Here is a 15,013-nt window from a genome sequence, read left to right on the forward strand (position 1 = left end):
GAGCGTCAGGAGGAGGTGTGCTCCGCCGTCGCGGGCGCGCCGGCGTCGGGGCCGTCGACCTGGAAGTCGCCGGCCTCGGCGCGGAACCGGCCGAGGACGTCGATGAGGGTGTCCACGTCCGCCGGGCCGAAGCCGGAACGGCCGAAGACCTCGGCGTTGAGCGTCTCCGTGGCGGCGACGGCGACGCGCCGGCCCTCGTCCGTGAGGGCGAGCACGAGCGCGCGGCGGTCCGACTCGTGGGGGGTGCGCTCCACCAGCCCGGCGGCCTCGAGCCGGTCCACCGCATTGGTCACCGAGGTGGGGTGGACCTGCAGGAGCGCGGACGCCTTGGACATCCGCATCCGGTTCTCGCGCGAGAAGTTCAGCAGCGCCAGCAGCTCGTACCGCGCGAAGGTGAGCCCGTAGGGCTTGAGCGCGGCCTGCGCCCGACCCAGCAGGATCTGCTGGGCCCGCATGATCGAGGTGATGGCGGCCATCGGGCGGGCGACGTCACCCCATCCGTGACGCTCCCAGTTCCGGGCGGCCTCCCGGATGGGGTCCTGGGCGAGGGGTGGCTTCTTCATGGCGCTCCAGACTAGCGGCGCACCGGGGGTCCCCCGCCACCGCCGGACACGGACGGGGCGGTGGCGGGGAACGGCCGGTCAGCGATGCAGGTCCAGGTCCTCCTCCCGGAACTCGGTGCCGTAGCCGTCCGGGGCGGCGCCCGTCTGGGCGCGCTCGACCTCGGCCTTGCGCAGCTCCACGCGGCGGATCTTGCCCGAGATGGTCTTCGGCAGCTCGAGGAACTCGATGCGGCGGATGCGCTTGTACGGGGGCAGCTGGGTGAGCGTGAACTGCAGGATCGCCCGGGCGGTCTCCGCGGTGGGCTCGTGGCCCGGGGCGAGGGTGACGAAGGCCTTCGGCACGGCCAGGCGCAGCTCGTCCGGGGTGGGGACGATCGCGCCCTCCATCACGGCCGGGTGCTTGACCAGCACCGACTCCAGCTCGAACGGGGACACCTTGTAGTCCGAGGACTTGAAGACGTCGTCCGCGCGGCCCACATAGGTCAGCACGCCGTTCTCGTCGCGGCGGGCGATGTCGCCGGTGTGGAAGACGCCGTCGCGGAACACCTCGTCCGTCTTCTCCTGGTTGCCGTAGTAGGACTTCAGCAGGCCCACCGGACGCGGGTCCAGGCGCAGGCAGATCTCGCCCTCCTCGGCCTCCTGGCCCGTGAGCGGGTCGATCAGGGTGACGTCCATGCCGGGCAGCGGGCGGCCCATCGAGCCGATGACGACCTTCTGGCCGGGGGTGTTCGCGACCTGCAGGGTGGTCTCGGTCATGCCGAAGCCGTCGCGGATCGTGGTGCCCCACGCCTTGTGCACCTGGTCGATCACCTCGGCGTTGAGCGGCTCGCCCGCGGAGATGGTCTTGGTCGGCGGGGTCGTCAGCTGCGCCAGGTCCGCCTTGATGAGCATGCGCCACACGGTGGGCGGGGCGCAGAAGCTCGTGACGCCGTAGCGCGCCATGTTGGCCATCAGGGCCGCGGGGTCGAACTTGCGCGCGTTGTGCACGAAGATCGTGGCCTCCGCGATCCACGGGGCGAAGAAGTTGGACCACGCGTGCTTGGCCCAGCCCGGGGAGGCCACGTTGAGGTGCACGTCGCCCGGCTCCAGGCCGATCCAGTAGAGCGTCGTGAGGTGGCCGACCGGGTACGAGGTGTGGGTGTGCTCCACGAGCTTCGGCTTCGAGGTGGTGCCCGAGGTGAAGTAGAAGAGCAGCGTCTCGTCCGCGGGGGTCGGCTCGGCCGGGGCCAGCTCGGTGGCGGCGTCGGCGGCGTCGTCGTAGGAGAGCACGGTGTGGCCGGCGACCTCCGGGGCGCGGCGCGCCGGGCCCTCCGCGAAGACGCCCGGCACGTGCACCAGGTGCAGGCCCTCGCCGACGCCGGCGAACTTGGCCAGGTCCTCGGCGCCGGCCACGGCCCACGCGGCGCCGGCGCGCGTCACGCGGTCCTCGAGGTCCCCGGAGGTCATCTGCGTGGTGGTGGGCACCATGACCACCCGCAGCTTGATGCAGGCGAGCATGAACTCCCACAGCTCCACCTGGTTGTTCAGCATGAGGATGAGGCGGTCGCCGCGGCGCAGGCCCTGCGCGGAGAGCCAGTTCGCCACCCGGTTGGAGGCCGCGGAGAGCTCGGCGAAGGTGCGCTCGGTGCTGCGCCCGTCGTCCTCGGCGATGATCAGCGCCGGCACGTCCGCGCGGGCCGGGTCCTGGGCCAGGCGGTCGAACCAGTCGAAGCCGAAGTTGAAGTGCTCGAAGCGGGGCCACTCGAACTCGGCGCGGGCGCGCTCGTCGTCGGTCTGGCACTCGACCAGCAGGTCGCGGGCCACGCGGAACACCTCCGTCGGCGACGGGGCGGCGACGGCGGTGGGGTCCTGGACGGTCATGGGTCCCTCCTCGGGATGGCTGCTGAACGGATCCTTGGCCGGGGGCCTGTGATCTGGAACACTACTGGCAGACCTGGATAGTAGGAAGTCCTACAGTCGGATTCGCGGCGAAACCGCCCGCCGTCGTCGGACCGCCCCCGAAGGAGAGCCATGACCGCCATCGCCGACCGCCCCGTCCCCGACTCCGGCGCGCCCGCCGCCCCTCCCGGCCTGCCCCACGTGGACCTGCTCCGTCTGCGGGACCGCCTCGAGCCGGCCGAGCGTGCCCGGCTCGACGCGATCGAGGACCACCTGCAGACCCGCGTGCGGCCGCACCTGACCCGGTATTGGGACGCCGAGGAGTTCGCGTTCGACCTGCTGCCGGGCCTGGCCGAGCTGGGTCTGGGACGCCTCGTCCTGGACGGCTCGTCCTCGCTGTTCCAGCAGCTCGTGCACGCGGAGATCGCCCGTGTGGACCTGTCCCTGTCCGCCCTCGTGGGCATCCACAACGAGCTCAACCTCGGCATGATCGCCGGCCTGGGCTCAGAGCGTCAGAAGGCCACGTGGCAGGGGCGCCTCGAATCCTTCGACGCCCTGGGCGCGTTCTGCCTCACCGAGCCGGACCACGGCTCGGACATCGCCGGAGGCCTCGCCACCACCGCCACCCGCGACGGCGACGAGTGGGTCATCCGCGGCGCCAAGCGCTGGATCGGGGCCGGTACGATCGCCGACGTAGCGCTCGTCTGGGCGCGCGACACCGCCGACGGCGAGATCAAGGGCTTCGTGGTGCCCACCGAAACCCCCGGCTACGAGGCCACCAAGATCAGCGGGAAGATGGGCCTGCGGATCATGCAGAACGCGGACATCACCCTGGACGTGCGCCTGCCCACGGACGCGATCCTGCCCGGCGCCACCACCTTCGCCGCCACCCGCGCCCTGCTGCGCGACTCGCGCATGTGGGTCGGCTGGCAGGGCGTCGGCGCGCAGATGGGCGTGTTGGACGTGCTGCGCTCCTATGCGCTGCGGCGGGAGCAGTTCGGCCGCCCGCTGGCCGCGTTCCAGCTGATCCAGGCCCAGATCGCCGAGGTCGCCGGCAACCTGGCCGCCTCCGCCGGGATGATGCTCCAGGTGGACGCCCTGCGGCAGGAGGGGCGGATGGAGATGATGCACGCGGCGATGGCCAAGGCCACCTCGACCCGGCTGGCCCGGTCCTCGGCGGCGCTCGCCCGCGACGCCCTCGGCGGCAACGGCCTGCTCACGGAGCACGAGATCGCCAAGATCATGGGGGACGTGGAGGCCATCTACTCCTACGAGGGCTCCTACGGCATGAACACCCTGATCGTGGGGCGGGCCCTCACCGGCGTCTCGGCCTTCGTGTGAGCCACGCGTCCTGCAGGTCCTGGACCAGCGGGCGGTGGGCGATGAGCAGCAGCACGCCAGCCACCGGGATGACCACCTCGAAGCCCAGCCAGAGGTAACCGGCCGCGCCCGCCACCCCGCCCAGGAAGAACAGGGCCACGAGCAGCGCCAGCAGTCCCACGCGCCGCGGTTCCCCGACGACGGGGGCCGCGGCCCCGGGGCCGTTGCGGTACAGGATCTTGCCGAGCTCGACGCCGATGTCCGTGACCATGCCCGTCACGTGCGTGGTGCGGATCGGCCACGCCCCGATGCGGGTGATCAAGGCGTTCTGCAGGCCCATGGTGAAGCACAGCACGGCCACCACGACCAGCGGCCGGTGCGCATCGCGGACGTGCTCGGCGAGCAGGCCGAACACCAGCATGCCGACGCCCTCGAGCAGGAGGATGTTGGCGTAGCGCGAGCGGAGGCCGTTGACCCGGCCCCAGTTGAACACCAGCGCGCAGACGACCGCGCCCAGGATGAACATGGCCAGCGCGAGCAGGCCCGTGCCGACCAGACCCGGGGCGTGGAGGACCGCCGCGTCCGCCATGGACGCCACGATCCCCGTCATGTGGGACGTGTACGTGGCCACGGCGACGAAGCCCACGGAGTTGAGGATCCCCGCGATCGCGGTCAGCACCAGCGCCAGGTGGGTGTTGCGGCGCACGGTGCGCTCGGGGGCGCACAGGTTGAGCACCCCGCCACCCTACGACCGGACGCCGCCGTCGGCGCCGACGCGGGAGGCGCCGTCGTCGACGCCTCCCGTCACCGTGCCCGGGCTCAGTAGCTGGAGTAGCCGTCCTCCGACAGGGTGTGCTTCTCGTCGCCGGTGATGGCGGGGTTGAACACCGAGATCAGGTGCATGTCCTCGGTGCCGCCGCGCAGGTCGTGCGGCTCGTGGTCCGGCAGGACGTAGATGACACCCGGCGTGATCTCGTGGACGGTGCCGTCCGGCTCCACCACGGAGCCGTTGCCCGCGATGCAGTAACAGGCCTCCTTGTGGTTGCGGTACTGGAGCTTCGAGGACGATCCGGCGCGCACGATCGTGTGGGCGACGGCGAAACCCATCTCGTCCTTCGCGGTGATGAGGCGTTCGGAGGTGCCTCCGCCCCACTCGACCTTCTCGACGTCGTTCCGGCTACGGGTGTACATGGCGTTCCTTTCGGCGAGCTCTGCGGGTCGGGCAAAGGGCCGTAGCCCTGGCTCCATCGTAGGGATGCCCGTCTCAGACCATAAGGGGCAACACGTGGGGGCTCATATGGGATGAAATAGTCCAGATCCACTATGATGTGCATCATACCCGGCATACGCTTCATCTTGACCCATGCGGGCCGGAGATGGAGGAGACGCGATGGCAACGCAGGCGAGGGATGGCCGGTTCTCCAATGAGGTGTTGCCCCAAGACGAGAGGCCTAGTCGTTTCGGTCCGGGGCTAATCATCGCCGCGTCCTTCATCGGGCCGGGGACCATCACAACCTCCATCGTTACCGGAGCCGAGCAGGGATTCGTCCTGGCCTGGGCTGTCGTCTTCTCAATTTTGGCCACCATCGTCTTGCAGGAGATGTCGGGACGGTTGGGCCTCGCGACCCGCATGAGTCTCGGACACGCTCTGCGCGAGGTGTTCTCCTCGGTGCCGGCACGACTTGTCATGGCGATCCTCGTCGTCGCGGCGATCGGCATCGGAGGGGCGTCCTACGCCGGTGGTGACACAGTCGGCACCGCCCTCGCCTTGACTAGTGTGACCGGACTCAGTCAGCCCGTGGTCGTCATCGGGATCGTCCTCACGATCGGCATTCTGCTCTGGACAGGCAGCTACAAACTGATCGAGCGGGTGCTGACCGTCATGGTCGGGTTATTGGGGCTGCTGTTCATCGTCACTGCAGTCCTAGTTCAGCCTCCGATCGGCGACCTCTTGATGGGCATGTTCATTCCCCGGCTGCCACCCGGCACGGCGTTGCTGGCGGTCGCACTGATCGGGACCACCGTGGTCCCTTACAACCTCTTCCTGCACGCGAGTTTGGTGCAGGAGAAATGGGGGCCGGGTCTGGATTCGCGGGAATCTCTCCGAGCGGCGAGAACGGACACGGCGGTGTCGATCTCCGTCGGAGGTGTAATCACTCTGGCCGTGATGGCGACGGCGTTCGGTGGGATGTACGTCAAGGGCATGCAGGCCGAGACCGGTCGGGACCTCGCCTCCGCCCTGGAACCCCTCCTCGGGGACGCGGCTGGCTGGGTGTTCGCGGCGGGCATGTTCGCGGCCGGGTTCACGTCCGCCGTAGCTGGCCCGCTCGGCGCGGCGTACGCGATTGCCGGCACACTGGGCCAGGACACCGATCTGCGCAGCGTCCCTGCTCGCATCGTGTGGGGCGCAGTCCTTGCGATCGGTGCCGTCATTGCCCTGACGGGAACGAATCCCACGGAGGTCATCGTCATCGCACAGGCGGCGAACGGGCTTCTCTTGCCCATCGTGGCCGTATTCCTGATGGTCGTGATGAACAGTCGTCGGCTGATGGGCTCGCATCGGAACGGCCCACTGGCCAACGCCCTGGGAGGGCTTGTCTGTCTTGTCGTCATCGGGCTCGCGGTTTACCAGCTGGGCGGGCTTGCCGGGCTGTGGGATTGAGGCCCGGCGATGACGCGCGCCGCCGAATGACGTCCCTTACCGACTATCGTGAGCCGACGGCATGCGACTGAGTCATTCCTCCCGTCACCCGTTTCCTGAACGAAAGCGCTTCGACACGCCGCCGTTTCATCAACGAAAGACCTCGACACGCCCCGTCCGACCCCTCCCGGGCGCCCTGTGACGGGGCCTACACGTGTGGGATACTGACGGCACGCCGCATGCCCCGCGCGGGAGAGCGTCGGCGCGCGTCCTGCCCCGGCCGGCCGCGTGAGCAGGCCGCCGAAGGAGCAAACCCTCCCCGGGAATCTCTCAGGCATCCGTACCGCGTGGGGTCAGGCGCTCTGGAAAGCGTCTCACTCCGCCGCGCCCGCGTCCGGACCGAGACCACCGACGGTGCAAGCCGCCCACCCGGGCGTCGGAAACTCTCAGGTCCATGACAGAGCGGGGAGGAGCAGACCCACGCCGTGACCACGGCAGGATCCCCCGGAGGTACCCCGTGACCAGCCCCCAGACCACCGAGAGCACGACTGCGCTGCCCCACGAGCGCGTCGAGCCCAAGGACACCGCCTCGGCCCCCTTCGTGGCCCGCCACATCGGCCCGCGGCCCGCGGACGTCGAGCACATGCTGCAGACCCTGGGCTACGACTCGCTCGAGGCCCTCGTGGACACCGCCGTCCCCGCCGGCATCCGCCAGCCGAAGCCCCTCGAGCTGCCCGCCCCGCTGACCGAGTCCGCGGTCCTGGAGCAGCTGCGCGAGATCGCCGGCCGCAACGTCATGAAGACCCAGATGATCGGGCAGGGCTTCTCGGACACCGTCACCCCGGGCGTCATCCTCCGCAAGGTGCTGGAGAACCCGGCCTGGTACACGGCCTACACGCCGTACCAGCCGGAGATCTCCCAGGGCCGCCTCGAGGCCCTCCTGAACTACCAGACGATGGTCCAGGACCTCACCGGCCTGGACATCGCCAACGCCTCTCTGCTGGACGAGGCCTCCGCCGCCGCCGAGGCCGTGCTCCTCATGCACCGCGCCAACCGCCGCAGGACCGACGGCGTCACCCTCCTCGACGCGGACCTCTTCCCGCAGACCCTCTCCGTGGTGCGCCTGCGCGCCGAGGCCGTGGGCATCGACGTGCGCGTGGCCGACCTCTCCGCAGGCATCCCGGAGGACGTCCGCGCCGAGGTCGAGGAGAAGGGCCTGTGCGGCGTCGTGCTGCAGCAGCCCGGCGACTCCGGCCGCATCCACGACCACGCCGCCGTCATCGCGCAGGCCAAGGAGGCCGGCGCCCTCGTGACCGTCGCGGCGGACATCCTCTCCCTCGCCCTGATCACCCCGCCCGGGGAGCAGGGCGCGGACATCGCCGTCGGCTCCACGCAGCGCTTCGGCGTGCCCCTGTTCTTCGGCGGCCCCCACGCCGCCTACATGGCCGTGAAGGAGGGCCTGCAGCGCAGCATGCCGGGCCGCCTCGTGGGCGTCTCCCACGACGACGCCGGCAAGCCCGCCTACCGCCTCGCCCTCCAGACGCGCGAACAGCACATCCGGCGCGAGAAGGCCACGTCCAACATCTGCACCGCCCAGGCGCTGCTGGCGATCGTCGCCTCGATGTACGCCGTCTACCACGGCCCCCAGGGCATCGCCCGCATCGCGCGCCACGCCCACGCCCAGGCCGTCCGCCTGGCGGAGGCGCTGCGGGCCGGTGGCGTCGAGGTCGCCGAGGAGCACTTCTTCGACACGATCACCGTCCGCGTGCCCGGCCGGGCCGAGCAGGTCCTGCAGGCCGCCGAGGAGAACGGCGTGAACCTGCGCCTGGTGGACGCGGACACCCTGCGGATCGCGGCCGATGAGACCACCGTCGACGCCGACCTCGTGGCCGTCCTGACGGCGTTCGGCCTGGACGCGGGCTCCCTGCCGGCCTCCGCGCACGAGGGCGCCGTGGCCACCCCGGCCGTTCCGGAGGCGCTGCGCCGCTCCTCCGCGTTCATGACGCACCCGGTGTTCAACACCCACCACTCGGAGACGAAGATGCTGCGCTACCTGCGCCGCCTCTCCGGCTACGACCTGGCGCTGGACCGCACCATGATCCCGCTGGGCTCGTGCACCATGAAGCTCAACGCCACCGCGGAGATGGAGGCCATCTCCTGGCCCGAGTTCTGCTCCATCCACCCGTTCGCGCCCGACCACCAGACCGAGGGCTGGCGGTTCCTGATCGCGGACCTGGAGGCCAAGCTCGCCGAGATCACCGGCTACGCGGGCGTCTCGGTGGCCCCGAACGCCGGCTCGCAGGGCGAGTTCGCGGGCCTGTGGGCCATCCGCCAGTACCACCTGGCCCGCGGTGAGGGTGAGCGGGACATCTGCCTGATCCCGGCCTCCGCCCACGGCACCAACGCGGCCTCGGCCGTGCTGGCGGGGCTGAAGGTCGTCGTCGTCGCCACCGCCGACGACGGCACGATCGACGCCGCCGACCTGGACGCCAAGATCGCGGCGAACGAGGGCCGCATCGCGGCCATCATGATCACCTACCCCTCCACGCACGGTGTGTACGACGCCGACGTCAAGGAGGTCTGCGCCACGGTGCACGCCGCGGGAGGCCAGGTGTACATCGACGGCGCCAACCTCAACGCGCTCGTGGGCCTGGCCCAGCCGGGCGAGTTCGGCGGAGACGTCTCCCACCTGAACCTGCACAAGACGTTCTGCATCCCGCACGGCGGCGGGGGCCCGGGCGTGGGCCCCGTGGCGGTGGGCGAGCACCTGGTGCCGTACCTGCCCTCCCGCGAGGCCCTGATGACCGCGGCCCCGCACGGCTCGGCCGGCGTGCTGCCCATCTCCTGGGCCTACATCCACCTGATGGGCGCCGAGGGCCTGCGCTCCGCCACCGCGCACGCGCTGCTGGGCGCCAACTACATCTCCCGCCGCCTCGCGCCCCTCTACCCGACGCTGTACACGGGCAACGACGGCCTCGTGGCGCACGAGTGCATCCTCGACCTGCGCGAGCTCACGGCCCGCACGGGCGTGACCGCCGAGGACGTGTGCAAGCGCCTCATCGACTACGGGTTCCACGCCCCCACCCTGGCGTTCCCCGTGGCCGGCACGCTCATGGTGGAGCCCACCGAGTCCGAGGACCTCGAGGAGATCGAGCGGTTCATCGAGGCGATGGAGGCCATCCACGCCGAGATCACCGCCGTCACCCCGGAGACCGTGGCGGACTCCGTCCTGCGTCGCGCCCCGCACACCCTCAACGTCCTGATGGCCGACGAGTGGGATCGCCCCTACTCGCGCGCCCAGGCGGGCACGCCGGTGCCGAGCCTGCGGCTGGACAAGTACCTGCCGCCGGTGGGCCGCATCGACGGCGCCTACGGCGATCGCAACCTCGTGTGCTCGTGCCCGCCGCCCGAGGCGTTCGAGGGCGCCGTGGCCGACACCGCCGACGAGGACTGAGAGGATCACCCCCATGAGCGATTCGACGCGCAACTCCCCGCTGCACCCGGTCCACGAGGCCGCGGGCGCCACGTTCACGGACTTCGGCGGCTGGAACATGCCCCTGAAGTACGGCTCCGAGCTGGCCGAGCACAAGGCCGTCCGCACCTCCGCAGGCCTGTTCGACCTCTCCCACATGGGCGAGATCCGGGTCACCGGCCCGGAGGCCGGGGCCATGCTGGACCACGCCCTCTCGAGCGTGCTCTCCACGTTGAAGCCCGGCCGCGCCAAGTACGCCCTGTGCCTGACGGACGCCGGCACCATCCTCGACGACACGATCGTCTACCGGATGGACGACGGCGAGGCCGGCTCCGAGCCCGACTACCTGGTGGTGCCCAACGCCGGCAACATCGCCGCGGTCCACACCGCCCTGAACCAGCGGGCGTCGGGCTGGGACGCCGTCGTCGAGGACGAGTCCTCGACCACCGCCCTCGTGGCCGTGCAGGGCCCGCAGGCCGAGAAGATCCTCGCCCGGGCCATGCCGGAGGCCGCGGCGCAGCTGGCCGAGCTGAAGTACTACGGCCACCTGACCCTGACCGTGCCCACAGACGCCGGCGACGTCACCGCCATCGTCGCCCGCACCGGCTACACCGGCGAGGACGGCTTCGAGCTGTTCCTGCCCGCCGCCTCCACCGCCGAGGCCGGCGACCGCGGCTCCGCCGTGTGGCACACGATGCTCTCGGCCGCGGACGAGGCGGGCGTGGAGCTGACGCTGTGCGGGCTCGCCGCGCGGGACTCGCTGCGCCTGGAGGCGGGCATGCCGCTCTACGGCAACGAGCTGGACACCGGGCACCAGCCGCACGCCTCTGGCGTCGGCTTCGCGGTGCCCGCGAGCAAGGAGGCCGACTTCGTCGGACGATCCGCGCTGGTCGGCAGGGACGACGTCGAGGAGGTCCTCGTGGGGCTGCAGGGCGCGGGTCGGCGTGCCGCCCGGCACGGTTACGCCGTGCTGGACGAGTCCGGCGAGCGGGTGGGCGAGGTGACCTCGGGCGCCCCCAGCCCGACCCTCGGACACCCCATCGCCCTGGCCCGTGTCCGCCGCGACGTGGCCGCCGAGGGCACGTCCCTGCAGGTGGACCTGCGCGGCCGCGGCGAGCCGTTCACCGTGGTGGCCACGCCGTTCTACCGCCGGGAGCGCTGAGCCCGACGCAGCCGTCCCTCGGCCCGCCGCTCGGCGGTCCCGGGGCCCTTCGCTAGACTCGGGCTCCGGGCCGTCGTCGCGGCCCCCCGTCCCGCCGTCCACCTGCAGGAAGTCCGCATGACTCACGTCGCCGCCCGTGCCCGGGTCCCCCTGAAGGGGCTGCTGGTCTTCCTCGCCGTCGCCGCCGTCCTGCTCCTGCTGGGCATCGTCACCGTCCTCCGCGGCGTGGCCGCCGACGCCGCCCGCGTGGACATCGTCACCGTGCTGGACGGCAACACCGTGGTGGTGAACCAAGGCGGCACCGAGCGGACCGTGGTCCTCGCCGGCGTCACGAGCGCGGGCCGCAACCCGGAGGGCCTCAAGGTCGGCCCCAACCTCTGCATGGGGGAGGAGTCCTACTCCTGGCTGCGTGATCGGCTCCCGCAGGGGGCGACCGCGAGCATGACCACCTCGGACGAGGGCGCGCCCGAGGGGATGGAGAGCGCGGTCATCTCGATCGGCGGCGGCACCGTCAACGTGGCCATGGCGGAGGCCGGCATGGCCGCCCCCACGGAGGTCGCCGTCGGCAAGCGCCTGGCGGAGGAGATCGCCCAGGCCAATCAGGAGGCCGTGGGTCGCGGCGTGGGGCTCTACGACATCGAGGAGCCCTGCACGTACCAGAACCGGCTCTACGAGGCCCAGTTCGCCCTGGAGCAGATCCCGGAGGACGCGGAGGCGTCCCTGACGAAGATCGACGAGCGAGCGGTGGAGTACGCGGCCGGCCTGGACCAGGTGCGCCTGGTGCAGCAGGAGATCCGGGCCCTCGACCCGGAGAACGGCACGTTCGCCGACCTCGCCTACGGGCCGGCCAAGGAGTCGCTCCTGGCCGAGGCGGACCCGGTGGTGGAGCACGGGATGCAAGTCCTGAAGGACCTCAACACGCGGCGCAACGAGATCGCGGCCCGCGGCTGACCCCGCCGCGCTCAGTCCAGGGCGAGGGTGACGAGCCCGAGCTGGGCCGCCCGGATGATCAGCTGGACGCGGTCGCGGACCTCCAGCTTGGCCATGATCCGCGTGAGGTTGGCCTTGACCGTGGACTCGGAGACGAAGAGGTTCGCGGCGATCTCCGGGTTCGACTGACCCCTGGCCAGCAGCCGCAGCACGCCCAGCTCCCGCTCGGTGAGGTCGGAGCCGTCGGGGCTGCCGGGCTGCACCGAGGTGGGGCCCACCGTCGGCCGGTCCCGCTCGATCGAGGCGAGCAGCTTGGTCGCCACGGCGGGGGAGAGCACGGACTCGCCGCGATGGACGGCCTGAATGGCGCCCAGGATGGCCGGCGGCTCCGCGTCCTTGAGGAGGTAGCCGCCCGCTCCGGCGCGCAGGGCCGGCACGAGGTAGTCCTCGGACGTGAACGTGGTGATCGCCAGGACCCGGATCGCGGGGTGGGTGTCCTTGATCCGGCGTGTGGCCTCCACCCCGTCCATCAGGGGCATCTGCATGTCCATCAGGACCACGTCCGGCTCGATGGCGGCGCACGCCTCCACGGCTTCGACGCCGTTGGCGACCACACCCACGCAGGTCATGCCGGGGGCAGAGTCGACGAGCACGCGGAGCGCGCCGCTCATGAGCGGCTGGTCGTCGGCGATCAGGATGCGCAGCTCTTCGGACACGCACGTCAGCGTAACCGGTGCTGTGGCGCATGCCACCTTGTCGGCGTCGGGGCGAGGCCGGGGTGCCCGCCGGCCGTCATCTGCGCCATGCCGCGGCGCGGCCTGTGCGCGGCGTGCACCATTTGTGACGGGCGTCATACATACTGGGGCCATGAAGACTCGCGCTCTCCTCGCTTCCGCTCTCCTGCTCGCCTCCACCCTCGTCGGCGCTCCGGCCGCCGCCGCCTCGGCGGCCTCGGCCGAGGACGACGTCGTCACGACCCTGGGCCTCGGCAAAGGCACTGCGGAGTGGACGTGCCGCCACTTCGGCATCTGGTGCGACTGACCCCGGGGCGGTCCGCCCCCGATGCCTGATTCGAGCCCATCGACCCCCTCCGTCCGGAGCGGCGCGCCCTCCCGGGCGCGCCGCTCTTCGGCGTGGCGTCAGGCGCGCAGCCTGCGGTGGCGCGCGTTCTGGGCCGCGGCGCCGCTGAGCCGCGTCTATCTCGCCTTCGGGTCGGCGTTCCTGCTCGCCTCGACCGCGTCCGACATCGGTCTGTTCGGCCCGGGCCACGGCGCCATCCCGGTCCTGGACGGGATCGCCATCGCGTCGGCGACCAGCGCCTTCCTCGCCCAGTGGTGGCGCAGCACGGTGGGCTTCGCCCTGCTCCTGCCCGGGGCCGTCGCGACCGTCGTCGGCGGTTCCGAGGTGCTCTTCGCCGTCGTCGCGCCCGTGGTCCTCGGGGCCGTCGCGGCGACCGCCCGTTCCTGGGGGTTCGTCGTCACGGCCGCCGTCCTGGCACTGACCTGGGGCGTCGCCCAGCCGTTCGCGGTGGGTCAGTCGAACGCGACGTGGTTCATCCTGCTGCTCATGTCCATGGGCCTCGGCGGCGGGCTCTTCATCCGCGAGAGCCTGACCCGGCGGGAGCGGGATCGCCGCCGGGTGTTCGAGGCGGAGGAGCGGGCCCGGCTGGCCGCCGAGGCCGAGCGTCGCTCCCTGGCCCGCGACCTGCACGACGTGGTCGCGCACAACCTCACGATCATCTCGATGCAGGCTCGGACGGCACGCTACCTCGGCGCCCCGGAGGCGGCTCAGGGCGTGCTGGACGTGGTGGGGGACTCCGCGAAGGACGCGCTGCGGGACCTGCGGCGCATGCTCTCCATCCTCCAGGAGGACGGGATCGTGGACCCGAGCGGTGAGCCGGGCGCCGCGGGGGGCGCGGACGGGGCGACGTCCGCGGATCCGGTGCTGTCCGTGGCCCAACTGGCCGAGGAGCTGCGCAGTCTCGGAATGACGGTGGAGACGGACGTCCGCTGCGACCAGAACGCGATGCCGATCTCCGTGCGCTCCACCCTGCACCGGGTGCTCCAGGAGGCCACCACGAACGTCGCCAAGCACGCCGGCGAGGGCGCGCGCGTGTGCATCGAACTCCGCGACGCGGGGCCGGACGTGGTGCTCGAGGTGGAGAACACCGTCACCGAGCGGTCCGGCCCGCCGCAGTGGAACTCCTCCGGTGTGGGCCTGAACTCCATGCGGGATCGCGTGGCCACCTTCGGCGGCACGATCGAGGCCGGGCCGGGGGGCTGGGGGTGGCGGGTGCGCGCGGTGCTCCCCAGGTCCGTCTGACGAGGCCGACGCCGTCGCAGCGGCGGACCAGACCCATGTGACCTGCATCACATCAGGGCCCGAAAGTCTGCACCTTCCGCCACTGTCGGGGGCGCCGTCGTCCCTCCTAGAGTGGGTCATGCCCCATTGAGACGGTGCACAGTGCGAATCACGAGCCGGGATACATGCCTGAGGGGATGCGGGCCCCGGACGCGGTTCCGAGAAGGACGATGGCCATCCGGCCATCGTCCTTTCTCGTTGTCGGGCGTGCTCAGGCCGGCTCGGCGGGCGACGGCTCCGGGGTGACCGTGCGGACGAGGGGACGGGCCGCCGTCCGGCCCAGGGCCATGAGCACGGCGGCCGGGAAGCCGATCACCGGGATGAGCATCGGCAGGATGCCCGCCGCGCCCTGCGTGAGCACCACCAGGCCGTAGAGCATGCCGATCAGCGCGTACGCCAGCACGTGGACCCACTGGTTGAGCACGTGCCGGAACGCCCAGTTCACGAGCAGGCACAGCGGCAGCCCCACCACCAGCCCGGCGACCCCGACCACCGTCAGCAGCGGTGTCAAGCTGCCGAAGGCCTGCAGGCCCGGGACCACGGCCAGGATCGCCACCACGGCGGCCATCACGAGGTTGGGCAGCAGCCAGGCCACGAGGAACCCGTTCAGTCCCATGCGCAGCTGCGGGCGGGGGCCGGAACGGGCCGCGCGGCGACGGGCACGGGCGGCGGACGCGACCGGGGCG

The 15,013-nt window shown here is 71.5% G+C and carries 13 protein-coding genes and 1 riboswitch; of the genes, 7 read left to right on the forward strand and 6 right to left on the reverse strand.

Annotated elements, in window-relative coordinates; all coding sequences use genetic code 11:
- Nucleotides 1–5 precede the first annotated feature (5 nt).
- Complete coding sequence (locus J1M38_RS04975; protein WP_078025383.1) at nt 6–563, reverse strand: MarR family winged helix-turn-helix transcriptional regulator; 558 nt, start codon at nt 561–563, stop codon at nt 6–8.
- 78 nt (nt 564–641) lie between these two features.
- Complete coding sequence (locus J1M38_RS04980; protein ID WP_078025382.1) at nt 642–2,423, reverse strand: AMP-binding protein; 1,782 nt, start codon at nt 2,421–2,423, stop codon at nt 642–644.
- A gap of 150 nt (nt 2,424–2,573) precedes the next feature.
- On the opposite strand from J1M38_RS04980, the gene J1M38_RS04985 reads away from it, so the two are divergent.
- Nucleotides 2,574–3,782, forward strand: coding sequence for an acyl-CoA dehydrogenase family protein (locus tag J1M38_RS04985; RefSeq protein WP_206481418.1), 1,209 nt, complete (start codon nt 2,574–2,576; stop codon nt 3,780–3,782).
- On the opposite strand, the gene J1M38_RS04990 is transcribed toward J1M38_RS04985, so the two are convergent.
- The gene (locus J1M38_RS04990; RefSeq protein ID WP_020624812.1) at nt 3,757–4,497 is read right to left on the reverse strand and encodes a YoaK family protein; all 741 of its coding nucleotides are present in this window, start codon (nt 4,495–4,497) and stop codon (nt 3,757–3,759) included. The two genes, J1M38_RS04985 and J1M38_RS04990, sit on opposite strands and share 26 nt — an antisense overlap.
- An 83-nt stretch (nt 4,498–4,580) precedes the next feature.
- A complete protein-coding gene (locus J1M38_RS04995; RefSeq protein ID WP_036338798.1) occupies nt 4,581–4,952 on the reverse strand; it encodes an ectoine synthase in 372 nt (123 codons plus the stop codon).
- A gap of 199 nt (nt 4,953–5,151) precedes the next feature.
- Between J1M38_RS04995 and J1M38_RS05000 the strand changes: the two genes are divergently transcribed.
- The 4 genes from J1M38_RS05000 to J1M38_RS05015 all read left to right on the forward strand — a co-directional run bounded on the left by J1M38_RS05000 (nt 5,152) and on the right by J1M38_RS05015 (nt 11,987).
- Nucleotides 5,152–6,423 carry an Nramp family divalent metal transporter gene (locus J1M38_RS05000; protein WP_078025379.1) on the forward strand — a complete coding sequence of 424 codons (1,272 nt, stop codon included), beginning with the start codon at nt 5,152–5,154 and terminating at the stop codon, nt 6,421–6,423.
- Nucleotides 6,424–6,641: 218 nt separating this feature from the next.
- A riboswitch (glycine riboswitch) is annotated at nt 6,642–6,758 on the forward strand.
- A gap of 161 nt (nt 6,759–6,919) precedes the next feature.
- Nucleotides 6,920–9,856: an aminomethyl-transferring glycine dehydrogenase gene (gene gcvP / locus J1M38_RS05005; RefSeq protein ID WP_020624814.1), complete on the forward strand. Its 2,937-nt coding sequence runs from the start codon at nt 6,920–6,922 to the stop codon at nt 9,854–9,856.
- Between the two features lie 13 nt (nt 9,857–9,869).
- A complete protein-coding gene (gcvT, locus tag J1M38_RS05010) occupies nt 9,870–11,036 on the forward strand; it encodes a glycine cleavage system aminomethyltransferase GcvT (protein ID WP_020624815.1) in 1,167 nt (388 codons plus the stop codon).
- A 117-nt stretch (nt 11,037–11,153) separates the two neighbouring features.
- Nucleotides 11,154–11,987, forward strand: coding sequence for a thermonuclease family protein (locus J1M38_RS05015; protein WP_020624816.1), 834 nt, complete (start codon nt 11,154–11,156; stop codon nt 11,985–11,987).
- A gap of 11 nt (nt 11,988–11,998) precedes the next feature.
- Here the strand turns inward: J1M38_RS05015 and J1M38_RS05020 are convergent, their stop codons facing one another.
- On the reverse strand, nt 11,999–12,682 hold the full coding sequence (locus tag J1M38_RS05020; RefSeq protein WP_002856693.1) for a response regulator transcription factor: 684 nt from the start codon (nt 12,680–12,682) through the stop codon (nt 11,999–12,001).
- 151 nt (nt 12,683–12,833) lie between these two features.
- Between J1M38_RS05020 and J1M38_RS05025 the strand changes: the two genes are divergently transcribed.
- Both J1M38_RS05025 and J1M38_RS05030 read left to right on the forward strand, forming a co-directional pair.
- Entirely contained in the window at nt 12,834–13,007 is a 174-nt protein-coding gene (locus J1M38_RS05025; RefSeq protein ID WP_002856694.1) for a hypothetical protein, read from the forward strand.
- A gap of 21 nt (nt 13,008–13,028) precedes the next feature.
- Nucleotides 13,029–14,288, forward strand: coding sequence for a histidine kinase (locus J1M38_RS05030; protein WP_036341142.1), 1,260 nt, complete (start codon nt 13,029–13,031; stop codon nt 14,286–14,288).
- Nucleotides 14,289–14,538: 250 nt separating this feature from the next.
- Here J1M38_RS05030 and J1M38_RS05035 read toward each other — a convergent pair.
- Nucleotides 14,539–15,013 (reverse strand): hypothetical protein (locus tag J1M38_RS05035; RefSeq protein ID WP_206501190.1); only part of this gene is annotated, 475 nt, incomplete at its 5' end.

The sequence above is a fragment of the Micrococcus sp. KRD070 genome, from assembly GCF_017168435.1.
Lineage (GTDB): Bacteria > Actinomycetota > Actinomycetes > Actinomycetales > Micrococcaceae > Micrococcus > Micrococcus luteus.